General features: G+C 76.2%; 20 protein-coding genes. 9 read left to right on the forward strand and 11 right to left on the reverse strand.

The window, feature by feature from the left end:
• Positions 1–26: 26 nt before the first annotated feature.
• On the forward strand, positions 27–1772 hold the full coding sequence (locus ACIQWA_RS09940) for a methyltransferase (RefSeq protein WP_402480503.1): 1746 nt from the start codon (positions 27–29) through the stop codon (positions 1770–1772).
• A 49-nt stretch (positions 1773–1821) separates the two neighbouring features.
• Here the strand turns inward: ACIQWA_RS09940 and ACIQWA_RS09945 are convergent, their stop codons facing one another.
• The 6 genes from ACIQWA_RS09945 to ACIQWA_RS09970 form a co-directional block, all read right to left on the reverse strand.
• Positions 1822–3456 (reverse strand): multicopper oxidase family protein, encoded by a 1635-nt coding sequence (locus ACIQWA_RS09945; RefSeq protein ID WP_402480506.1) that lies wholly within the window; start codon positions 3454–3456, stop codon positions 1822–1824.
• Positions 3457–3577: 121 nt separating this feature from the next.
• Positions 3578–4282, reverse strand: a complete 705-nt coding sequence (locus ACIQWA_RS09950) for a hypothetical protein (RefSeq protein ID WP_402480509.1) — start codon at positions 4280–4282, stop codon at positions 3578–3580.
• 248 nt (positions 4283–4530) lie between these two features.
• Complete coding sequence (locus ACIQWA_RS09955; protein ID WP_402480511.1) at positions 4531–4683, reverse strand: hypothetical protein; 153 nt, start codon at positions 4681–4683, stop codon at positions 4531–4533.
• A gap of 78 nt (positions 4684–4761) precedes the next feature.
• On the reverse strand, positions 4762–5235 hold the full coding sequence (locus tag ACIQWA_RS09960; protein ID WP_402480514.1) for an ATP-binding protein: 474 nt from the start codon (positions 5233–5235) through the stop codon (positions 4762–4764).
• A 185-nt stretch (positions 5236–5420) separates the two neighbouring features.
• Positions 5421–5864: an STAS domain-containing protein gene (locus ACIQWA_RS09965; RefSeq protein ID WP_402480516.1), complete on the reverse strand. Its 444-nt coding sequence runs from the start codon at positions 5862–5864 to the stop codon at positions 5421–5423.
• Between the two features lie 152 nt (positions 5865–6016).
• Positions 6017–6940, reverse strand: coding sequence for an RNA polymerase sigma factor SigF (locus ACIQWA_RS09970; protein WP_402480518.1), 924 nt, complete (start codon positions 6938–6940; stop codon positions 6017–6019).
• Positions 6941–7146: 206 nt separating this feature from the next.
• On the opposite strand from ACIQWA_RS09970, the gene ACIQWA_RS09975 reads away from it, so the two are divergent.
• The 6 genes from ACIQWA_RS09975 (at position 7147) to ACIQWA_RS10000 (ending at position 11041) form a co-directional block, all read left to right on the forward strand.
• A complete protein-coding gene (locus tag ACIQWA_RS09975) occupies positions 7147–7590 on the forward strand; it encodes an SRPBCC family protein (RefSeq protein WP_360234153.1) in 444 nt (147 codons plus the stop codon).
• 74 nt (positions 7591–7664) lie between these two features.
• Positions 7665–8033 (forward strand): PRC-barrel domain-containing protein, encoded by a 369-nt coding sequence (locus ACIQWA_RS09980; protein WP_360234155.1) that lies wholly within the window; start codon positions 7665–7667, stop codon positions 8031–8033.
• A 98-nt stretch (positions 8034–8131) separates the two neighbouring features.
• On the forward strand, positions 8132–8527 hold the full coding sequence (locus ACIQWA_RS09985) for an SsgA family sporulation/cell division regulator (RefSeq protein WP_402480522.1): 396 nt from the start codon (positions 8132–8134) through the stop codon (positions 8525–8527).
• A gap of 113 nt (positions 8528–8640) precedes the next feature.
• The gene (locus tag ACIQWA_RS09990) at positions 8641–8844 is read left to right on the forward strand and encodes a hypothetical protein (RefSeq protein ID WP_360234161.1); all 204 of its coding nucleotides are present in this window, start codon (positions 8641–8643) and stop codon (positions 8842–8844) included.
• Positions 8845–8944: 100 nt separating this feature from the next.
• Positions 8945–10087, forward strand: coding sequence for a mechanosensitive ion channel family protein (locus ACIQWA_RS09995; protein WP_402480525.1), 1143 nt, complete (start codon positions 8945–8947; stop codon positions 10085–10087).
• Positions 10088–10207: 120 nt separating this feature from the next.
• Complete coding sequence (locus ACIQWA_RS10000) at positions 10208–11041, forward strand: hypothetical protein (RefSeq protein WP_402480526.1); 834 nt, start codon at positions 10208–10210, stop codon at positions 11039–11041.
• A gap of 6 nt (positions 11042–11047) precedes the next feature.
• Here the strand turns inward: ACIQWA_RS10000 and ACIQWA_RS10005 are convergent, their stop codons facing one another.
• Positions 11048–11914, reverse strand: coding sequence for an NAD-dependent protein deacetylase (locus ACIQWA_RS10005; RefSeq protein WP_402480529.1), 867 nt, complete (start codon positions 11912–11914; stop codon positions 11048–11050).
• Between the two features lie 267 nt (positions 11915–12181).
• Here ACIQWA_RS10005 and ACIQWA_RS10010 point away from each other — a divergent pair, with 267 nt between their 5' ends.
• Together ACIQWA_RS10010 and ACIQWA_RS10015 are read left to right on the forward strand one after the other, a co-directional pair.
• Entirely contained in the window at positions 12182–13348 is a 1167-nt protein-coding gene (locus ACIQWA_RS10010) for an alanine--tRNA ligase-related protein (protein ID WP_402480531.1), read from the forward strand.
• Between the two features lie 193 nt (positions 13349–13541).
• Complete coding sequence (locus ACIQWA_RS10015; protein ID WP_402480534.1) at positions 13542–16541, forward strand: AfsR/SARP family transcriptional regulator; 3000 nt, start codon at positions 13542–13544, stop codon at positions 16539–16541.
• 79 nt (positions 16542–16620) lie between these two features.
• On the opposite strand, the gene ACIQWA_RS10020 is transcribed toward ACIQWA_RS10015, so the two are convergent.
• The 4 genes from ACIQWA_RS10020 to ACIQWA_RS10035 all read right to left on the reverse strand — a co-directional run bounded on the left by ACIQWA_RS10020 (position 16621) and on the right by ACIQWA_RS10035 (position 22671).
• Entirely contained in the window at positions 16621–16884 is a 264-nt protein-coding gene (locus ACIQWA_RS10020; protein WP_402480537.1) for a hypothetical protein, read from the reverse strand.
• 124 nt (positions 16885–17008) lie between these two features.
• Positions 17009–18586 (reverse strand): SagB/ThcOx family dehydrogenase, encoded by a 1578-nt coding sequence (locus tag ACIQWA_RS10025; protein WP_402480539.1) that lies wholly within the window; start codon positions 18584–18586, stop codon positions 17009–17011.
• A gap of 121 nt (positions 18587–18707) precedes the next feature.
• The gene (locus ACIQWA_RS10030; RefSeq protein WP_402480541.1) at positions 18708–20750 is read right to left on the reverse strand and encodes a TOMM precursor leader peptide-binding protein; all 2043 of its coding nucleotides are present in this window, start codon (positions 20748–20750) and stop codon (positions 18708–18710) included.
• On the reverse strand, positions 20743–22671 hold the full coding sequence (locus tag ACIQWA_RS10035; protein ID WP_402480543.1) for a hypothetical protein: 1929 nt from the start codon (positions 22669–22671) through the stop codon (positions 20743–20745). Before ACIQWA_RS10035 ends, ACIQWA_RS10030 begins: the two co-directional genes overlap by 8 nt.
• Positions 22672–22675: the final 4 nt, after the last annotated feature.

Below are 22675 nucleotides of genomic sequence, written 5' to 3' on the forward strand. Positions count from 1 at the left end.
GCCCCCGCACCGAGGACACCCTCCCCATGACCGCGACACCCCCGGACGACACCGCCCGCCTGCGTGCGACGGCCGAGTTCGTCAGGGAGCACGACACCGCGACCCTGCTCCCGCTGCTGCTGCCCGACCTCGACGGACCGGAACTGCGGGCCGTGGCCGACCGCTGCCGCTTCTCGCACGCCGCCCTGCTCGTCCTACCCCCGAACGGCGCCGCGCTCCGCACCCAACTCGCCTCCTGCGGACTGGAACCCGACGCACCCGCGCAGCCCAGCGTGGTGGTCCGCAGCCGGCTCGCCCGGCGGCACCGCCGCGCCGAGGCCGAGATCGACGTCAGCATCCTGCGCCCGCCGGTCTCCGGCCCCGACGGGGAACGCAGCGTCGAGGTGTTCGTGCTCACCGTGCCGCCCGGCTCCGACCTCACCGAACTCGCCGCCCACGAGCGCGCCCACGAGCACGAGGCCCACCTCGCCTTCGACGTCGCCCACCCCGACCCGCTGGCACTGCGCGGCCTGTGCGCGCTGCTCACCCGGCACGGCGCCGCCCCGGACGGCGGCGGCTACAACCCCCACGAGGACTCCACCGTCCTCTACTTCACCACCCCGGGCGGCTCCCGCACCGGCTACCGGCGGGTCGAGCTGCACGCCCACGGCGACCACCGCACGGTGCTCGCCGACCACCTGGGCGAGGACCCCACCCAGTGCTCGGCCGAGACCCTGCTGCACCAGCTCACCGGCGCCTGGACCACCCAGGCCCTGGCGGTCAGCGCCCGGATCGGCCTGCCCGACGCCCTGGACACCCGCACCGCCACCGCACCGCGGCAACTCGCCGACGCACTCGGCGCGGACCAGCAGAGCCTCGCCACCCTGCTGCGCTACCTCGCCATGCTGGGCGTCGTCGCCGAACACCCCGACGGCTACCGGCTCACCGGCACCGGCGCCCTGCTGCGCGCCGACGCCCCGGCCTCGATGCGGCCGCTGGCGCTGATGTACGGCGGCCCGTTCTACCGGTCCTTCGCGGAGCTGGAGCACACCGTGCGCACCGGGGAGGCCGCCTTCGACCACCTCTTCGGCGAGAACCACTTCGACCACTTCGCCCGCGACGCCGAACTCGCCGAACTCTTCGACCTGTCGATGGTCGCCGGCTCCCGGATGTTCGACCCGCTCCCGGACCACCCCGTCATCACGGCCGCGGGCTCCCGCGCTCCCGCCGGCACCGTCGTCGACATCGCCGGCGGCAACGGCGAACTGCTCGGCCGACTGCTCGCCGCCCACCCCCGGCTGCGCGGCGTCCTGCTGGAACGCCCGCACGCCGTCGAGGCCGCGCGCCGCCGGCTCGACGCCGCCGGCCTCGGCGGGCGCTGCGGGTACCTCACCGGCGACTTCGCCGACGTCCCCGGCGACGGCGACGTCTACGTGCTGTCCCGGGTGCTGCACGACTGGGACGACGGGCGCTGCGCCGAGATCCTGCGGCACTGCGCCCGGGCGATGCCCGCCCACGCCGACCTGCTGATCGTCGAACGGCTGCTGCCCGCCGACGGCTCGCCCTCGCTGGCCACCGCGTGGGACCTGCACATGATGGTCAACACCGGCGGCCGCGAGCGCCGCGCCGACCACTACGGCCGGCTGCTCGCCGACGCCGGGCTGCACCTGCTGGAGCACCGTCCGCTCCCGCTGGGCGCCGCCGTCCTGCACGCCCGCCGGGCCGCTGTCCCGGCGCCAACCGACCCGTCCCCGACCGGCCCGTCCCCGGCCCCGGCCCGCACCGGCGCGTAGTCCTCGGGTGCCCCGCCGTCGCCCCGGCGGCGGGGCGCCCGACCGCGGGTCAGGACCGGCGCGGCGCCACGTACTCGACGGTCTGCATCATCCCGAGGTCCTCGTGCTGGAGCTGGTGGCAGTGGGCGACGGCCCGGCCGGTGAAGTCCTCGTACCGGACCAGGAAGGTGACGGTGTCGCCCGGTCTGCCGCCGGCCAGGTCGACGGTGTCCTGCCAGACCGGCGGGTCGAGCCGCTCGCCGTCGCGGTGGGTGACCAGGACGTGGTTGGTGTGCAGGTGGAAGGGGTGGTGGAAGGCGGGGTTGGTCTCGGCGGTGCGCAGCGTCCAGCGCTCGACGGTGTCGAGCTCCAGGGTGTGGTTGACGTAGCCGGGGTCGAACAGGCCGTAGGCCGGGTCCCGGGTGGGGTCGCCGGCGGGGTCGGCGGCGGGGGTCGGGTTGCTCCCCAGCATCCGGAAGGCGTTGGGGAACGATCCCGGGAAGACGCCCGGATCGACGTGGAAGACCACCTCGCGGTCCGCGTCCGGGTTCGCGATGTCGCCCTCGTCGAGGAACGGCTTGCCGGCCGGCAGCGTGGTCGGCAGCTCCATCGGCGGGTCGACCGCCTCGCCCGTCACCTCGACCGTCATCAGCGGCGCGGTCAGCCCCTCGACCCGCAGTTCGTAGCTGCCGGGGTCGTCGACCCGGACCAGGACGTCGGCCCGGCCGCCCATGGTCAGGCGCACCGCGTCGGTGGCGACCGCGGCCGGGAAGGTCACGCCGTCCTGGGCGATCTGGTGGAGGGTCAGGTCCCCGCCGTCGCCGGTGAGCCGTAGCACCGGCGCGGTGAACGCCGTCGCGCAGACCAGCCGCCAGCGCTGCACCTCGCCCGGGCGCAGCGTCACGGTGGGGCCGACCGCGCCGTTGACGGTCAGCACGGCCGGGACGGCGGCCAGCGCGTTGCCGGAGTCGAAGTCGGGGACCGTGCCGTCCTTGAGACGCAGCTCGTTGAGGCAGACCACCAGGTCGGCGGCGGCCGCGATCTCGGGGACCTCGTCGACGTCGCCCTCGATGATCAGGACCCCGGCCATCCCGCCGACGATCTGCACGGAGGTGGCCCCGTGCAGGTGCGGGTGGTACCAGTAGGTGCCGGCCGGGTGGTCGGCCGGGACCTCGATGGTCGTCACGTACTGCGGTTCCGGGGCGTCGGCCTCGACCTCGTCGGCGGTGCGCGGCTCGAACACCCGGAGCACGTTGTCGGCCTCCCCGGTCGGGTCGACGTGCAGGCCGTGGGTGTGCAGGTTGAAGCTGTTGAAGCCGTGCGGCCGGTTGTGGTCGCCGTCGTGGGGTTCGTTCGGCGGCAGGCCGTTGACCTGGGTCAGCCGCAGGGTGTCCCCGGCGCGCAGCCGCAGGGTCGGGCCGGGGATCGTCCCGTTGTAGGTGCGGGTGGTGACCGTCCCGTAGCCGGGCACGACGGTGTCCGTGAACCGGACGTCGAGGGTCTGCTCCAGCAGCGCCCCCGCCCGGTCGGGCACCCGCCGCGCGGTCCGCACGGCGGGCTGGGGGAACGGCTGGGGGAACGGCTGCGGCGCGGGGACGGCCGCCGCGTGCCGCCGGGAGAGGATCCCCTCGGACGCGGCCACCAGCGCGGCGGTGGGCAGCGCCTTGAGCAGCGACCGACGACTGATTCCGACATTTTCGCTCATGCTCGGGCAATCTAGGTCAACCCGTCCAGGCGGTCCGGAAAGCACACCGGGCACCCGCCGGACATTGCCCGATCATGACCTCGGCCCGGCCACCTGACAGCCACCTGACGGCCACCTGACCTCAGCCGGACCAGACGGTCACCGTCGCCTCCAGCTGGTAGTCCGCCGGGGCGATGGAGTCGACCTTGATCAGCGCGGTGCGGCCCCCCGGGGTCCTGAGGCAGATCATCGTCCCGACGCTGACGTGGGCCGAGTCGCCCGGATGGCTGGCGGCCCAGTCCGCGCAGGCGGCGCCGGAGGGCGGCGCCTGGCCGGTCCAGATGCCGAAGCTGTCGTGCTCCGAGTTGATCTCCTCGCGCACCACCGCCGTCGTGGCGGTGAAGCCCGTCGCGTAGATGCCCTGGGGGAAGCCGGGGTGACGCCCCGGCGGGGTGAGGTCAAAGTCCGCCCCGCCCTCCATCGTGATGGCGACCTGGCCGCTCCAGACCACGGCGGGCCCGGCCGAGGAGGGCTGCCCGGCCGAGGAGGGCGGCGCGGCCGTGACCCCACCGGCGTTGGTCGCCACAGCAGTGGCCGGCCCCGGAGCCGCACCTCCCGACCCCGGCCCCGACCCCGCGCTCGCCGGCGGCGCCGTCGGCGTGCCGTCGTTCGGCAGGACCGCCGTCCCCAGGATCAGCGCCAGCACCCCGACCGCGACCACCCCGACCCGGGCGCCCCCGCTCTGCGGCCCCGGCAGGTTGATCCCGGCGCCGCTCGCCGCCTCCTTCGCGAAGGCCACGACGAAGCAGAGCAACCCGAACACCCACAACGTGATGGTTCCTGCCACGGACCCCGTCCCCTGCCTGTGCAACCCAACGCGAACGCGCAGATGCTACAAGGAAGCTGACATCAGGGCAGGTCATTTCCCCCGAAGCCGGTCCGCCGCCGACCGCGACGGCCCGGCCCCGGCGGGAGGCAACGCCGGGGCCGGGCGGTCGTCCGTCGCCGGAGCGTCAGTTGGCCAGGCTGAGATCGCCGCCGACCGGGGCGGCGATCTTGTCGACGCCGGTCAGCGCGGTGAGCGAGGTCACCGGACTACTGCTGTCCGTCGTGGTGGTGGGCCTGGGTGGCGGACTCGCCGCAGGGCGACACCGGGCGCACCCCGGTCGGGGCGGCCGCGGCGGCGGGGGTGCCCGGATGCTCCGGTGCCCGGGTGCTCCGGTGCCCGGGGTGCGTCGGCTTCCCCATCCTCCGCGAGAGTCGCATCACAGGCGAACGGTCGGCGCGTGATCGTGCGCGATTCGATGATCCGTCAGTGCGCGCCCGTCAGTTGCCGGGCCGATCCGGGGGCCGCGCGTCGATCTCGGCCCAGACCGTCTTGCCGTCGTCGTGCGGCACCGCGCCCCAGCGGGTGGCGGCCTTCTGCACGATGAACAGGCCGTGCCCGCCCGGCAGGCCCGGGCGGTGCGGCCGGCGCGGCTCGGGCAGGTCGGTCGAGCGGTCGCTGACCTCGATCCGCAGCCGGGCCGCGGAGGCGTCCAGGACGAGGTCGACGGGGCCGCCCGCGTGCAACATGGCGTTGGCGACCAGTTCGGCGACCAGCAGCACGATGTCGTCCTCGGCCCCGCCCGGGCCGGTCGGCCAGGACCAGTCGGCGACGGCCTGCGCGGTGTACGCCCGGGCCCGGGCGACGGGCTTGGGCTGCCCGGCCAGGTGCAGGCGCCGGCGCTGGCCGCCGGGCGGCAGGGTGGGTCCGGTGCCCGGCCGGTCGCCGTCCAGGGTGGCCCGGCTGGTCGTCATGTGCGGGTTCCCCTTCGGTTCCGGTTCGGTTCCCGTTCGGTTCCGGCGCCGTGCTCCCGGCGCCGGGTGCCGCTGTGTACGGCTGTGTACCACTGCGTGCCGCTGTGTGCCACGTCGTTCCGCTGTCGTCTGCTCGGTTTCCCGACCACAAACGAATTATGCGTGCCGACGGACGGCCGCGGCGCTCACCGGGGTGCGGTGGCCGCGGCCTCCACGGTTTGGTGGAGCGAGAACACGGCGTCCGTGCAGGTCAGTTCCAGCAGCCGCTGGACCGTGACGGACGGCGCCGCGAGCCGGAAGTCCACGTCCGCCGCCGCGGCCGAGAGCCGGGTCTGCAGCAGCAGGTTGAGGCCGGAGGAGTCGCAGAAGCCGACCTGGGCGAGGTCGACGACGAGCAGCGGCGGGCGCTGCTCCACCAGTTGGTCGAGGGTGCTCCGGGCGGGGGCCAGGGTCTCGATGTCGAGATCGCCGGCCAGGGCACAGACGGCCGCCCCCGCGTCGGTGCACCAGGTGTGCACGGCCAGGTCGGGCCCGAGCGGGGCGCCCGCCCCGGAGGCGTCGGAGGGTGCGGTGGTCGGCGGCACGGTCACGGACTCGTTCTCTGCGGGCATCGTCTTCTCGGCTGGCATCGTCGTCGTGTTCCCCTCAACGGGTGTGCTCCACGAGCGTACGCACGCCACCCGGCCCGGGACCAGGCCGGGGGCAGACCGACCGGGTTTGCGGTGGGCTGCGGCGGGTGGCGTGCGTCGTGTGGCGGTGCGCCCGGTGACCGTGCGGCGGTTCAGTCGGCGGTGAGGTCCGCGCGCAGGTGTTTCAGGGTCCGGCTGAGGAGCCGGGAGACGTGCATCTGGGACAGCCCCAGGCGGGCGCCGATCTGCGACTGGGTGAGCTCCTCGCCGAAGCGCATCGACAGGATCTGCCGGTCGCGTTCCGGCAGGGCGGCGACCAGGGGCTTGAGCACGATCAGGTTCTCCACCGTGTCGAACCGCGGGTCCTCCTCGCCGAGCCGCTGGGCGAGCGGGCCCAGCTCCTCCTCACTCTCGGTCACCGGGGCGTCCAGGGATCCCGCGGTGTGGCCGTTGGCGGCGGCGAGGCCCTCGACCACCTCCTCCGGCGACAGGTCGAGGTGCTCCGCCAGCTCGGCCACCGTGGGCGCCCGGCCCAGCCGTTGGAACAGCACGTCGCGGGCCTTGGCAAGGGTGATCCGCAGTTCCTGGAGGCGGCGCGGCACGTGCACGGCCCAGGTGGAGTCCCGGAAGTGCCGGCGGATCTCGCCGAGGATGGTCGGCAGCGCGAAGGTCACGAACTCGGCGCCGTGGTCCGGGTCGTAGCGGTCGATCGCCTTGATCAGGCCGAGCGAGCCGACCTGGAGCAGGTCCTCCTCGGGCTCCTGCCGGTTGCCGACCCGGCGGATCGCGAAGCGCACCAGCGACAGGTTGAGCTCGATCAGCGTGGCCCGGACGTACGAGTACTCGGGGGTGCCCTCCTCCAGCGTGGCGAGCCGGGCCAGCAGCACCCTGGTCAGCTCCCGCGCGTCTGCGGGGGCGACCTGCTGCGGGTCCTCGATGCCGGCGAGCTCGGGCAGTTCCGGGTGCCCCGGGTGCCCCGGGTGCCCGTGGACGACGGCCCGGCGGGCGGCCGGCGCGGCCTGGTCCGGGGCCGGGGCGGTCACGCGGTGGAGGAGTTCGTCACTGGTCGTGGCCATGTCGGTCCTTTCCCCTCGGCGTACGGTCCGTCCCCGGGTACCCGCCGTGGACCGTTCCATGCCGGTTCCCCTTGTGAGGATTGCGTGAACGAACGACCCGGGCCGCGCTGCGGTGACACTCGCCACACTCCGCGCATGCCGCCCGGGGAACGGGGCACCCGGACGGGACAGGACCGGAGCGCGAGGAGGAGAGGGAGGACCGGACGATGGGACGGATCGAGGAATCGGTCGAGATCGCGGCGCCGCTCGGCGAGGTCTACCGGCACTGGGTGCACTGCGAGGACTTCCCGCAGTTCATGCGCGGCGTGGTCAGCGTGGACGTCACGGGCGGCGGCGCCAGCAGCTGGGTGGTCGAAACGGCCGGCGGCCGCCGGGAGTTCGAGGCCGTGACCACCGAGGTGGTGGAGGGCGAGCGGGTGGCCTGGGACGGCGGAACGGGCCCGGTGCGGCACAGCGGCGTGGTGACCTTCCACCACGTGGACGACCGCACCACCCGGATCATGCTCCAGCTGGAGGTCGAACCGCACGGGCTCTGGGCCCACCTCGCCGAGGCGCTCGGCTTCGTGGACCGCCGGATCATCGACGACCTGAACGACTTCAAGCACCACGTCGAGCGGGACACCGCGCCCGGCACCGCCCCGGGGGCATGAACGCCCGGATCGGGGGCAGCCGAGCCGTACCGGCCCGAACGGGACCGGACGGGACGGAACGAACGGAGGCAGTCATGACCGCACGCCGCACCATCTGGGAATTCCGCACCTCCGCCGGCCACACCGCCGGCACCGACCTCATCGGCTTCCACGTCGAGGCCACCGACGGCGCGATCGGGAAGGTCGACAAGCTGTCCGAGGAGGTCGACGAGCAGTACCTGGTCGTCGACACCGGGCCGTGGATCCTCGGCCGACGCGTGCTGCTCCCGGCCGGGACCGTGACCCGGATCGAGATCGGCGAGCGGAAGGTCTACGTCGACCGCTCCAGGGACGAGATCCGCAACAGCCCCGACCTCGACGCCGGCGGGCCCGACCAGGAGATCGACACCCGCGGGCGCTTCGGGCCCTACTGGGACCCGTACTACGGCGGCCGGATCCTCTGACCGGGCCGCCCGAAGCACAGACCGAGCAGTCAGCGACGACGGACGGGGGGCGGCCCCAGGCTCCCCCCGTCCGGACCACCCGGGAAGGGGAACCCTCCATGGAACGTCTCACCACCCGGATCACCATGCGACTGATGACCGGCGACGACCGCAGCCGGGACCTGGACGTCGACTGGTCCTACCGGGACGACGAACCCCACGCGGCGGAGCTGGACTTCACCTCCTACCAGGAGAACGCGGTCTGGTCGCTCTCCCGCGACCTGCTGCTCGCCGGGCTGCACGCGCCCGCCGGCGAGGGCGACGTCCACGTCACGCCGTTCGACGACACCCACGTCCTGATCGCGCTGGCCGGCGCCGAGGGCGTCGCCCTGCTCGCGGCCCCCGCGGCGGCGGTCGCCGGGTTCCTGGCCCGGACCGTACGGCTGGTCCCGCCGGGGCAGGAGCACGAGCGGATCGACTGGGACCGCGGCCTGCACGACCTACTGGCCGCCTGAACCACCGGCGGCCACCCGCACCGACTGCACCGAACCCGCCGAGTGCACCGAACCCGCCGAGCCCGGCGGACCCGCCGCGCCGTACGGCACCGCACCGAGAGGAGCACCCGCCCATGACCACCGCCCCCGCCCGCCCCGGTCAGCCGCCGCCCGCGCCGGAGCCCCCGGCGCCGCCGTCCAGGCCGCTGCTGCCCGACCCGCCGCCCCCGCCCGGCTCGCCCGTCCCCCCGCCGGGCCCGCGCCCGGTGCACCGGCCGGCCCCCGAACCGGCCGCCCCGCAGCCGGGCCGGCCCCACCCGGTCGAGCCGCCCGACTGAACCGCCCGACCGAACCGGCCTCCCGAGCCGGCCCGCCCCCGGGCCCCGGCCCGGGTCCCCTCCCCAACTCCCTTGCCAGCAGCGGAAAGGAGAGCCGCAGATGTGGTGGAGCCTGCTCCGCCTGGCCGTCGTCGGCGTCGTGGCCGCCCTCCTCACCTACGGCCTGGACCGGGCCGTCCGGTCGGCGGCCCGGCGGCTGTCGGCCCCCCGGGGTGTCGGTGACGTGCCGGAGGTGCTGCGCCGGTGCCGCCACCCGGTGCTGGCGCTGACGGCCTGCCTGCTGCTCTCCGCCGCCCTGCCGTGGATCGCCGCCCCGCCCGCCGCCCGCGAGGGGCTGCGGCACCTGGCGGTGATCCTGGCGATCACCTCCGGCGGCTGGCTGTGCGGCCGGCTGGTGGCGATCCTGGCGGAGGGCGCCGCCCGGCTCGCCGTGCACCGCCGCGAGCCGGCCTGGGCGGGCCGCGCCCGGACCCAGGCCGTCCTGCTCGGCCGGATCTGCCAGGCGGTGGTCGCCGTGGTGACCCTGGGCGCGGTGCTGATGACCTTCCCGGCGGTGCGCGGCGTGGGCACCAGCCTGCTGGCCTCCGCCGGACTGGTCGGCGTGGTGGCGGGCGTGGCCGCCCAGAGCACCCTGGCCAATGTCTTCGCCGGGGTGCAGCTGGCCTTCGGCGACCTGGCCCGGATCGGCGACGTCGTGGTGGTGGCCGGTGAGTGGGGGACGGTCGAGGAGATCACCCTGACCGCCGTGGTGATCGAGACCTGGGACCAGCGGCGGCTGATGATGCCGATGTCGTACTTCGTCGGGCGGCCGTTCGAGAACTGGTCCCGCCGCTCCAGCCGGATCACCGGCACCGCGCTGCTCCACCTCGACCACCACGCCCCGATCGGGCTGCTGCGCGAGGAGTTCGAGGACTACCTGGCCAAGTGCGAGCTCTGGGACGGCCGGGGCAGCGCCCTCCAGGTGGTCGACACCACGCCGACCACCATCGTGGTCCGGGTGCTGGCCACGGCGGCGGACGGCAGCGACGCCTTCGAACTGCGCTGCCGGCTCCGCGAGCACCTGATCGGCTACCTGCGCGACCGGCACCCGTACGCGCTGCCGCGCATCCCGGTGGCGGAGGCGCCCGCGCGGGACCCGGACGACCGGGGTGGCCCCCGTACCCCCCGGCCGGGTCCGGCCCCGGGCCCGGACCCGCGCACTCCGCCGCCGCGCACACCGCCGCCGCGTACACCGCCGCCGTGACGGCCCGGCCGATCGGCCGGAGGCTCTGCGGCAGCCCGTCGGCGGATCCGTCCGACCCACCGGCGTCCGTCCGAGCCACCGGCGTTAGGGTGATCGGATCGAATGATCACCAGGAGAGTCATGACCGCCGCCAAGCCCAGCGTCCTGCTCGTCACCGACCTCGCCTACCAGGCCCGGGGGCGCCGCTACTGCGACGAGGACATCCAGCTCTCCGCCCGGCTGCGCGAGGACTTCGACCTCGCCCTCTGCCACCCGCTCGACGCGGCCGCGCTGCTGGACCGCTTCGACCTGGTACTGGTCCGCAACAGCGGTCCGGTGCTCAACTACCGCGCCGCGTACGAGCGCTTCCGGGAACAGGCACTCGACCGCGGCACCCGCGTCTACAACCAGCTCACCGGGAGCGCCGACCAGGCCGGCAAGCAGTACCTGCTCGACCTCACCGCCACCGGGCACCCCGTCATCCCCACCGTCGACCGCGTCGCGGACCTCGACCGGCTGCCCGTGGTGGCCGAGTACGTCGTCAAGCCGAAGCTCGGCGCCGACTCGATCGGCCTGCGGGTCGTCCCCCGCGAGCGGCTCGACACCGTCGCGCAGGCCCGGGACGTCCTGATCCAGCCGCTGGTGCCGTTCCGCTACGAGGTCTCGTTCTACTTCGTCGACGACGCCTTCCAGTACGCCCTGCACGCCCCCGACCCGGAGCGGCGCTGGCACCTCGAACCGTACGAACCCACCGCCGCCGACCTGGAGTTCGCCCGGCGCTTCATCGCCTGGAACAGCATCGAGCACGGCATCCAGCGGGTCGACGCCTGCCGCACCCCGGAGGGGGAGCTGCTCCTGGTCGAGCTGGAGGACCTCAACCCCTACCTGTCGCTCGACCTGGTCGACCCGGCCGTCCGGGACCGCTTCGTGGACGCCCTCAAGGCCGCGCTGCACGCCTTCGTCAGGCCCGCCTGACGCCCGTCACCCGGCCCTGACCCGCCGGGCGGCCTCGGTCAGCACCGCGCCCAGCGGCAGGTCGACCCGGGCCACCGCCAGCTCGTCCCCGCGGGTCGCGCCCTGGTTGACGATCACCACCGGCGTGCCCGCGCGGGCGGCCCGGCGCACGAAGCGCAGCCCCGACATGACCGTGAGCGAGGAGCCCAGCACCAGCAACCCCTGGGCCGCGTCCACGAGTTCGAAGCAGCGCTCGACCCTCGGCCGGGGCACGCTCTCGCCGAAGAAGACCACGTCCGGCTTGAGCACGCCCCCGCACGCCGCGCACGGGGCGACCCGGAAGGCGGCCACCGGCTCCGGCGCCAACTCGGCGTCGCCGTCCGGGTTGACCCGGGCCGGGCCGTCCCGGAAACCGCCGTTCAGCTCCTCCAGCCGGCGGTCCAGCTCGCTGCGCGGGCTGGTCCGGCGGCAGTCCAGGCAGACCACCCGGTGCAGCCCGCCGTGCAGTTCCACCGCCGTACGGGTGCCGGCCGCGCGGTGCAGGCCGTCGACGTTCTGGGTGATCACCGCCGAGACGTGCCCGGACCGCCGCAGCTGCTCCACCGCCCGGTGCCCGGCGTTCGGCTCGGCCCCCGCGATCGCCCGCCAGCCGACGTGGCTGCGCGCCCAGTACCGCTGCCGGGCCGCCGCGCTCCCGGTGAACTCCTGGAAGGTCATCGGCGCCGCGCGCCGCCGGCTGCCCGTCTCGCCCCGGTAGTCCGGGATCCCGGACTCGGTGGACAGGCCGGCCCCGCTGAGCACCACCGCCCCGCGCCCGGCCAGCAGCCGCACCAGCGCCGCCAGGCCGGCCGCATCGGCCGCCGTGGCGCTTGGAGTCGTCGCGAACGCGTCCATGCCGTCCAGGGTAGGACGGCGGCCCGGAAAACCGGTGGTCGCCGGTGGGGCCGGGCGTTACCCTCGGGGGCATGGACGTCATGGACCGAAGCACCAGCGCAGCCGCGCGAGCCGCCAGCTCGCCGGTTGCCGCCGCCTGACGTACCCCCTCCCCCGGCGACCGGAAACGGTCCGCCGGTGGTGTTCCCGGGGCGTTCGCTCCCCCGGTCCCGATGATCGCGCGGCTCGTTCTCCGGCGCCTCCCTCCCCCGAGAAGGAGCCACCGCCATGAACACCGACCAGCTCGTCCGCGTCTTCACCGAGTACTTCGAGGAGCGCGGCCACCGCCGGATCACCGGCTCCACCCTGCTGCCCCCGCCCGGCGACCCGGTGCTGTTCACCACCTCCGGCATGCACCCGCTCACCCCGTACCTGGAGGGCCGTCCGCATCCGCTCGGGAGGCGGCTGGTCAACCGGCAGCGGTGCCTGCGCACCACCGACCTGGACGAGGTCGGCGACCGCACCCACCTCACCGTCTTCGAGATGCTGGGCAGTTGGTCGCTGGGCGACTACGAGGGCCCGCAGAGCCTCGACTGGGGCTACGGACTGCTCACCGACGGCCTCGGCGTCGACCCGGGCCGGCTCCACGTCACCGTCTTCGGCGGGGACGACCGGGTCGGGCCGGACACCGGCTCGCTGGAGCTCTGGCAGGACCGCGGGGTCCCGGTCGAGCTGACCGTCGAGGACAACTGGTGGTCCAACGGGCCGACCGGCCCCTGCGGCCCCGACTCGGAGATCTTCCTCTGGACCGGCGACACCCCGCCGGAGTCGACCCCGACCCGGGACGACCGCTGGGTGGAGGTGTGGAACCACGTGATGATGCGTCACCGCCGGCTCGACGACGGCTCGCTGGTGCCGCTCCCCCAGCGCAACGTGGACACCGGGCTCGGCCTGGAGCGGCTCTCCTCGCTGCTCCAGGGCCGCTCCTCGGTCTTCGAGTGCGACGTCTTCGACCCCTGGCGCCGCCTGCTGCCGCCGCTGTGGGAGCTGGACGAGCCGTCGCTGCGCCTGGTCGGCGACCACCTGCGCTCGTCCGTCGTGGTGATCGGCGACGGCGTGCTCCCCGGCAACACCGGCCGCGGCTACGTGCTGCGCCGCCTGGTCCGCCGGGTGCTCACCGTGCTGCGGCGCGACGACCCGCGGCGCGGGCTCGGGGACCTGCCGCAGGAGCTGGTGCGGCACACCCTGGACCGCTTCGGCCAGGACGTGGACCCGGGGTCGGTGCGCCGGGTGCTGCTCGACGAGGAGCAGCGCTTCGACCGGCTGCTGGAGCGCGGCCGCCGGCTGCTCTCCCGCCCCCGCTTCCGCGGCCCGCTCGGCGAGGACGACCTCCGCTACCTCCACGACACCCACGGCCTGCCGCGCGAGCTGGTCCTCGAACTGCGGTCGCAGTGACGGACGGTGGCGGGGGCGGTACGGACGGCCGTGCCGTTCCGCCCCCGCCACCGCCCCGGACCCCGCCCGGACCCCGACCCCGGCCTCGGTCGCCGCCGCCGAGGGGCGCTGACCCGACCGGCGCGGCGGCCCTGGTGGATCGGGCTGGTGCGTGTAAGGTAAGTCGACTTTTCGGGGGGCGGGGGAACGGAACGTGGTTCAGGACGAGTGCGCGCCGGCACGGCTGCGGTTCAGCCTGCTGGGGCCGATCGGCATCGAGGCCGACGGGCAGGCCGTGCCCCCGGGCCCGCCCCAGCAGCGGGCCATGCTGGCGGCACTGCTGCTGCGGGCCGGTCGCCCCGTCACCCTGCACGAGCTGCTCGACGCGCTGTGGGGTGCCGAACCGCCCTCGTCCGCGGTGATGGTCCTGCGCACCTACGCCTGGCGGATCCGCCAGCGGCTGGCCGGCCCGGACGCCGACGGGCCCAACGGCACCCGCGCCGACGGCACCCGCCCCAACGACACCGGCGACGGCGGCGGCGCGCCCGTGACGCAGCTGCTCAGCTCGGTGGGCGACGGCTACCGGCTGTCCGTACCGCCGGAGTCCGTGGACGCCCACCGGGCGGAACGGCTGGCCGCCACCGCCGCCCGCGCCTGGCGCAAGGGGCGCCAGAAGGAGTGCGCCACCCTGCTCACCGAGGCGCTGTCCCTGTGGCAGGGCGAGCCGCTGGCCGGCGTGCCCGGGCCGCTCGCCGAGGCCGAACGCTCCCGCCTGGCCGAGCTGCGGCTGACCCTGACGGAGCAGCGCTTCGCCGCCGAGCTCGCCCGCGGCCGGCACCATGCCCTGGTGTCCGACCTCACCGCGTTCGTCCAGCAGCACCCGCTGCGCGAGCAGAGCTACGGCTTCCTGATGCGGTCCCTGTACGCGGCAGGCCGACAGGCGGACGCACTCGCCGTCTTCGCCCGGGCCCGGCGGACGCTGGGCGAGGAGCTGGGGATCGACCCCGGCCCGGAGCTGTGCGGGCTGCACGGCCGGATCCTCGCCGGCGACCCGGGCCTGCTGGCGCCCGCCCCGGCCGCAGTCCTCACCCCGGCGCCGGAGGGCGTCGTCCGCCCGGCCCAACTGCCGCCGGACATCTCGGACTTCAGCGGCCGTGCCGAGGCCGTCCGGCAGCTGGCCGCGGCCCTGACCGACGCCGACCGGTCCGTCCTCGGCGTGGCCTCGATCAGCGGCATGGGCGGCATCGGCAAGAGCACGCTGGCCGTCCGGGTCGCCCACCAGGTCCGCGACCACTACCCCGACGGCCAGTTCTACGCGGACCTGCGCGGCACCAGCGGCGAACCGGCCGACGCCGCCGCCGTCCTGGGCAGCTTCCTCGGCGCGCTCGGCGTCGCCGCCACCGAGCTGCCGCGCGCCGTCGAGGACCGCTCCCGACTGCTGCGCAGCCTGCTCGACGGCCGCCGGGTCCTGCTGCTGCTCGACGACGCCCGCGACCTCACCCAGCTGCGCCCCCTGCTGCCGGGCTCCGGCGACTGCGCGGTGATCGTCACCGGCCGCACCCGGGTCCCGGGGCTGTCCTCCCGGGCCCACCTCGATCTCGACGTGTTCGCCGTCGACGAGGCGCTGGACCTGCTGCGGCAGGTCATCGGCGGGCCGCGGGTGGCGGCCGAGCCCGCCGCGGCCGACGACGTGGTCGGCCTCTGCGGCCGGCTGCCGCTCGCCGTGCGGATCGTCGCCGCCCGGCTGGCGGCCCGGCCCCGCTGGGCACTGGCCCGGCTGGTCACCGCGCTCACCGACGAACGCCACCGGCTCGACCAGCTGCGCGTCGGCGGCCTGGCCGTGACCACCGTGTTCGAACTCGGCTACCGGCAGCTGAACGGCGTCCAGGCGTACGCCTTCCGCACCCTCGCCCCCTTCACCCGGCCGACGATCGCCCTGGACGCGGCGGCGGCCGCGCTCGGCCTAGGCCCGGAGGACGCCGAGGAGGTGCTGGAGTCCCTGGTGGACGCGGCCCTGCTGGAGTCGCCGCAGCCCGGCCGGTACCGCTACCACGAACTGCTGCGCAACTACGCCGAGCAGCGGTTGCTCCCGCCCGAACGGCCACCGGTGGCCGCCCGGCTGCTGCGCTTCCTGCTGGCGGGAGCCGTCGCGGCGTTCCAGCGGGCCGTGCCGGGGGATCCGGTCGGCACCACCTTCACCGTCGCGGGCGCCGCCCGCTTCGCCGACCTGGCCGGGGCCAGGGCCTGGGTGGTGCGGGAGTTCGACGGCATCGCCCACGCCGTCGGCGCTGCCGTGCGCTCCGCCCCCGATCCCGCGCTGCTCGACGTCGCCGCCGATCTGCTGGTCGCGTGCAGCGCCTTCGGCCGGGACATCTCCTCCGCCCGGCTGGGTTCGGTCGCCCGCGAGGTCGCCGAGGCCGCCGAGTCGGCCGGCCACCACCGGGCGGCCGGCCGGGCCCGCTTCGTCTGCGGCAACGTGGCCGTCCAGGCCACCCGGCTGGACGAGGCCCGTGAGCACACCACCCGGGCGGCGGACTCCTGCCGGCGCGCGGAGGACACCGTGATCCTCCGGCAGACCTGCAACGACCTCGGCGTCATCGCGCTGTTCCAGCAGCGGTACGCCGACGCGGTGCGCAACTTCGACCAGGCGCTCGCGCTGGCCCGCCTCCTCGGCCATCGGTCCGGGGCCCTCGCCACCGCGCTGAACGCCGCCGTCGCCCGGCTGCGCAGCGGCGCCGCCGAGGAGGCGGTGGCGATCTGCGACGAGGAACTGCTGGCCCTGCGGGACGTCCCGGACAGCCACGGAGCCGCCCACGCGCTGGGGATCCGCGGCCGCGCACTGCACGAACTCGGCCGCCACGACGAGGCGTTGGCCACCTACCAGGAGTGCCTGGAGCTGTGCCGCACGGCCGGGCTGCCCCGCCAGGAGGCGATGGCCCGCTACCGGCGCGCCGACACGCTGCGGGTGACCGGCCGACCGGCGGAGGCCCTGACGGAGGCCCGGGCGGCGGTGACCCACCTGGAGGGCGCGCGCGACGGGGAACGGGACCTGGCGTACGCGCTGCAGGTCCTGGCCCGGACCGAGGCCGAGCTCGGCGACCGCGCGGCGGCCGAGGAGCACGCGGCCCGGGCCTACGGCTCGCTGAGCGCGCTGGGGCTGCCGGAGGCGGCGGAGGCCCGGGAGCTCCTCGACCGGCTGCGGTCCGGGGCCTGAGCGGCGGATCGCCCGGATCGCCCGGACCTCTCGGGGATCCGCCGCGCTCGGGGATCCGCCGCGCTCGGGAGCCGAGGGCTCAGAGCTGCTGGCCGGGCGGCAGCGGCCTGGAGGCGATGGTGTTCCACTCGTCGGTCACGTCGATCCGCAACCGGGGGTTGCCGGTCTCGGCGCCCGGGGCCGTCGTCCCGGTCTGGAGCGTGGCCGCCGACGGCGACGGCTGGACGGAACGCTCCGCTGCGGCCGGGGCCGCCTGGGCGGCCGTGGCCGCGAGCAGGACGGCACCGGCGGCGAGGCCCAGCAGGGTGGCGGCGCGCTCGGCGGCCTTGGGAACGCGGTTCATGGGGAGGACTCCAGTTCGTTGCGGAGGCGGTTGCGGAGGCGCACCGGAAGGTGCGCCGACTCGGTGAGCCTCGCAGCCGCCGATAGACAAATGATCAACGCGCCTCCCGGGCGGCCCGCAGGCCCTACACCGGGAAGCCGAGCGTCGGGCCGGGCCTGGGGGTGCCGATGTGCAGGGCGCTCAGGCTGGTCAGCCCGTCGGCGGGGAGGCCGAGGGCCTCGTCGGTGGCGGCGCAGGAGGCGTCGGACCGGATCCGGGCGGACAGTCCCAGTGCGGCCGCCGCCAGGGCGGCCCGTTGCAGGGCCAGCCCGGCCTCGATGTGCGCCAGGCGGTACCAGCGGTCGCCGTACACGTCGATCCCCGCCTCCAGGGCGGCGACCGGCAGGACCGTCAGCGGCGCCTCCAGGTAGTCCAGCCGGGTCGGCGGCGCGGCCAGCCCGGCGGCGATCCGTTCCGGCGCGCCGGGCGGGACGGGCAGCGGGACCAACTCCCCGCCGCGGTACGCGTAGCAGCCCGCAGTGAGGCCGGTGACGTCGCGGACCACGCAGCACAGCGCGACCGCCGCGGGTGCCGTCCCGACCCCGGCGAGGTCGCCGGGGTACCCGGCGGCCGCGGCACCGAGCACCGCCGCCACCGCCCGCCGGTCCATCGGCACCGGGAGGAACCCGTTGCTCGCCGAGGCGCGCCGCGCGACCCCCGCGCGGAGCCCGGCCGGACCCAGGGGGGCGGCGTCGGGCAGCGGGACCGCCGGCCCGGCCCCGGGCGCGGGCACCGGCCGGGCGGGCTGGACCGCGTCCGGCCGTTCGGCCAGCGAGGCCCCGTGCACGGCGGCGGTGTAGGGCAGCAGCCCCAGGATCGAGGTCGGCGGTGTCACCGGTACGGCCGCTGCCGACGGCGCCGACGGCGGTTCGCCCGGGCCGGGGGCGGGGCTGGGGCTGGGGTTGAGGCCCGAGCCTGGACCTGGGCCGGGGGCCGGGGCGGCCGGGTGGCGGAGCGTCAGGACGGCCGTGACGCTCTGCCGGTACGGGTCGAGGCCGAGCAGCGCATCGACCGGCCGGTCGTCCTGGCGCAGCCGCACCCCGACGGTGGCGCCCAGCGACTCGGCGACCGTCTGGGCCTGGGCGAGCAGTACCCCGGTCTCCTGCTGTTGCAGCCGGTAGCCGAACTCCCGGTACTTCACGGCGCTTCGCCAGAACACCGCCGTGAGCACGAGGACCAGGTCGGGCGCCTCGCCGGTGCCCGGGGCCAGGGCCGTGCGGTGGTCCCCCGGGCGGACGGCGACCAGCCGGTGCCCGACGCCGTCGTAGTGGTACACCGCCGCCGGCCGTCCGGGGGCCGCGCCGAGCGCGAGGTAGGCCTCGATCGGGTAGCGGGCGCCCCCGCTCGGCGCCGGGCGGCAGTCGCCCTGCCCGGGCGGTGCGGCGAGCGCGGTGCCCGTCGCCGGGTCCACCGGGTACATCCAGTTCGCCCTGGTCCGGCCGAGCAGTTCGCGCATCAGCGTGCCCAGGACGGCCGGCCAGTCGGGCGGGCCGTCCGCCGGTTCCCACGGCAGCGGCACGGTGGGGCGGTCGGCGTGGACGAGGGTCGCGGGCGGGAGCGGGCCCGGGGACTGCGGGAGCGGTCCGGGGTGGCGGCCGTACGGCAGGTAGGCACGGGCCGCCGCCCCCGGTGCCGGGTCGGTGGGAGGAGCGCTGGGTGACACGGATGACCTCTGCGGAGTGTCGGGGCGGTGGGGCGGTTCGGTCGCGGCGGTCCGCCGACGGCGGTTGGGTCGCGGCGGTCCGCCGACGGCGGTTGGGTCGCGGCGGATGGGTCGCGGCGGTTCAGGGGAACGGGTGCGGGTCCGGGTTGAGGTCCGCCGGGGTGAGGTCCCGGTCCCGGTGGCCCAGCAGCCGGGGCACCGTCAGCAGCCGCGGCAGCCCGTGGGTGCGCCGGAACCGGTGCCCGAAGGTCATCGGCAGCGTGCCGGGGACCAGCACCTTGACGCAGGACAGCCCGCCGGCCCGGTGTTCGGCCGAGGTCTGGTCGACCACCACCACGTCCAGGCCGGTGCCGGTGAACCGGCCGACCAGTTCGGTGAGGTCCCCGATCAGGTCCCGGTGCTCCGGCCAGGGGGTACCGGCGGCCACGGCGGCCAGCGGCACGGGCGGCGCACCGGCGCCGAGGAAGCCCAACCGCTCCCGGGCGGCCGGGTGGCCGTACAGGGTGGCGTGGTCGTCCATCGTCCGCACCTCGGCCGGGTCCGCCAGCATCCGGGCCGCCCGGTCCGGGTCGTGCCGGCGGTCGGCGCCGGACAGGAAGCCGGTGAGCTCGGAGAGGCTGCGCAGCAGGGCCCGTTCGGCCGTCAGCGCGGTGCCCGCGCCGCAGAGCAGGTCCAGCCCGCGCGGTGGGGCGGATCCGGCGGCGGGGTCGGCCTCGGCCAGCACCCAGAAGGCGGGCACCCGGTGCTCGGTGGCGGTGGCGAACGCGCGCAGCCGGTAGCCGAGCCGGTGCCGGGCGAGCTCGGCGAGCAGCGGGATCCGGCGGTCGGCGGCCGAGGCCAGGTCGACCTCCGGCGCGGGCAGCCGGGCGTACCAGGTGAGCAGGAAGGCGTCGCGCTCGGCGACCTCCAGCAGGCCGTGCAGCACCGCCTCGGCCGGGCAGTTGCCGAGGGCGCAGCCGTTGGAGGTCTCGAACACGAAGGAGTCGTCGAGCCGGCCGCGGTTGTAGTAGGCGTAGCTCTCGGGCACCAGGACGGGCAGGCCCTGGGCGAAGGAGTACCCCCAGACCCAGCGCAGTTCCCGGTCGGGGGTGTACGGCGCGAACGGGAAGCCGGGGAGGTCGTGCTGCTCGGGGTGGTGCAGGCCGAGCCGCCGGGGGTCCACGGCGTGGTCCGCGATGTCGCGGAACCGGGCCGTGACGGTGGTGCGCCGACCGCGCGGCGCCTCGCCGCCCAGGCGCTCCAGGGCCTCCAGGACGGCGGCGAGCCGGGTCGAGCCGAGGTCGGTGGCGTGGCCGTAGCCGTTGGCGCTGGCGTGCACGGCCCGGGAGGGGGCCGTGCGGGCGGTGGCGCACAGGGCGGCGGGGGTGGACCAGGTGTCAACCGATGCGATCACGCCGGTGACCGGGTCGACGTAGCGGTCCGCGAGGAGCTCCAGGTCCGGCTGCGCGGTGCGGGGCACGTCCGGGTGGAGCTTCGGCGCGGGCGGCAGCGCGAGCACGGCCGCCGCCGCGCTGTCGGCGGGCAGGGCGCCGCAGTCCGGGCAGTACGGGTGCGGCAGCAGTGCGCTGCGGGAGGTCTCGCCGCTGTCCGCCGCCACCCGCAGCACCGCGTCGGCGGTGCGGGGCGTGACGGGGGCGGGGGCGGGGGTGGAGGCCGGGTCGGCGAACGCGGCGAGCCGGGCCGTCTCCTCGGTGACGAGCTCCCGGACGGCGTCGAGCAGCAGCGGGTTGGTCCGCAGCGCCGGGAGGTCGGGCGGGAGCAGCTCACGGCGGGCCGGCTCCGCGCTGTTGTCGCGCTCACGCAGCTCGGCGCAGCCCGGGCAGCCGGGACGGCCGGGGAGACCGGCCGGCCCGAGCACCACCTGTCCGGCGAGCAGCCGGACCGGCAGCCAGGGGCGGCCGTGCGCTGCCGCCCAGTCCCGTCCCCGGCGCAGCGGCTCGCGGTCGCCGGGGCCGACGGTGGTGACCACCAGGACGTCCGGGACGTCCGGGACGTTCGGGACGTTCGGGACGTCCGGGCCGGGCTGCCCCAGGTCCTCGGCGGTGACGGTCCGCCAGTCGGGGGCGGCGGCGAGCCAGGGCGAGCCGAGCAGCGCGACGGTGACCGCGCCACGAGTGCCACGAGCGCCACGAGCGCCACGAGCGGGTGTGCGGAGGTCAGTCACGGAGCAGCACCACCCGGGTGAGGTCGGGCAGGACGGCGGTCGCCTGCGGGTCGAGGTCCAGCGGTACGGCGACGGCCCGCAGGCCGGTGGTGGTGCGCAGCGCCACGGCCAGCGCCGCCAGGTCCGCGGCGACGGCCGCGGGCCGGGCCGCGGGCTCGGGCACGCCGATCGGCGGAACCGGCTCGGGCCGGTAGCCGGGCTGGTCCTCCGTCCTGGACTGCCAGGCCAGCAGCGCGCGTTCGGCCGAGCGGGCGACCGCCTCGGCCAGGTCGCGCCCGGCGGCGGCGACGGTGTCGCCGCCCAGCCGGGTGGCGCAGGCCGGCACCCCGGTCGCCGCGGTGAGGTCGTAGAGGGCGGGCTCGCCGACCGTGCCGAGCAGCCGCAGCAGGTGGCCGGTGCGGGGGTCGGCGGCGAAGTCCGCCGGATCGAGTGCGGTGGTCCCGGCCCGGGCGCCGCCGGGCGCCTCGGCCAGCAGTGCCTCCACCTGGTCGGCGAGGCCGAGCCAGCGCGCCTCCTCGGGCGAGCGGCCGCCGGCCGTGCCGTGCGGCCGCTGCCCGGCGGTGCGGTCCGGGAACGCGGTCGACAGCGCGACCGGGACGGTCCGGCCGTCGGCCAGGTCCACCCCCTGGAGGGTGGTGCGGCCCTCGTCCGCGGCCCGGCCGCTGGTCGCGTCCGCGGCGTAGGCCGCCAGACCGGCCAGCACGGCGCCGACCCGCGCCTCGTCCCGTTCGAGGCCCGAGCCGACGGCCGGTACGTCCAGCGGCTCGCCCCGGTAGCCGTGCGGGACGGCCCGGCAGACCCAGAGCGGGGACTGGGTGAAGTCGGCCTCGTCCACCGCGCCGAGCAGGCCGGTCCGGGCGTCGACGACGCGCGCCGCGCGGGCCAGCAGGTCCGCGTCGGCGTCCGCATCGGCGTCCGCGTAGGCGTCGGCGGGCTGCGCCGCCGCGCCGCCGGCCACGGCCGCCGGGTGGGGCAGGACCGGGTGGCGGGAGCCGGCCAGGGTGTGCAGGTCGGTGCGGGCCAGGGCGGGGGCGGCGGAGGTCCCGGGGGCGGGCGGCAGGTCGTCCAGGCCGGTCAGGGCGCGGAACAGGCCGAGGACCAGCCGGTGGGCGAGCAGCCCCGGGACGGCGCCGCCCAGCGGCGCCTCGCGGTCGCCGTCGCGCGGCGGCAGCAGCCGGTGCCAGCCGGATGCGGCGGCCCCGGCGTCGGCCGGGCCGAACCAGGCCTCGCCGCCGCCGAGCAGCAGCTGGGCCGGGGTCAGGCCGGCGGCGGCGCAGTGCTCCGCGGTCGCGATCAGCGCCCGGCGGGCGGCCCCGAATCCCCCGTGCGCCGTCCGGACCTCCAGCACGGCCCCGACGCGCGGCCCCTCCGGCAGGTCCGACCCGTCCGTCAGGTGCACTCGCTGGTCCCGGTCCCGTCGTTGCGCCGACGCGGCCCGGTCCAGCTCGCCGAACGCGGCCGCCTCGGCGACCACCTCGACGTCCCGGCACCCGGTCCGCAGCAGCGCGCGCAGCGCCGCCGCCCGGAGCGGCCCGTCGGCGATCAGTCGCACCCTCGTCTCCCGGTAGCGCTGGAAGCGGTGCTCGGCGGAGTCCAGCGCGTAGCGCAGGAACGCGATCTCCGGTGCGTACTCGCGCAGTTCGTGCTCGGCGAGGCCGTGCGGCAGGTCCTCCCGGGCGTCCTTGACGAAGCCCAGCCGGTGCAGCAGCAGCACGAGGTCCCGTACGGCGCCCTGCTTGTCCGCCGGGAGCGGGGCGGTCAGCTCGTCCAGGGTGTGGCGGCCGGTCAGGTGCGGGGTCAGCCGTCGCAGCCACTCATACGCCTGTGGTCCGGGCAGGACCCGGGAGCGGTGGCCGGCGTGCAGGTAGGCGCCCTCGGGGACCGGCACGCAGCGGACGTCGTCGTTGAGTTGGGGTCGCATCCGG

The sequence above is a fragment of the Kitasatospora sp. NPDC098652 genome (assembly GCF_044760155.1).
Classification (GTDB): Bacteria; Actinomycetota; Actinomycetes; order Streptomycetales; family Streptomycetaceae; genus Kitasatospora.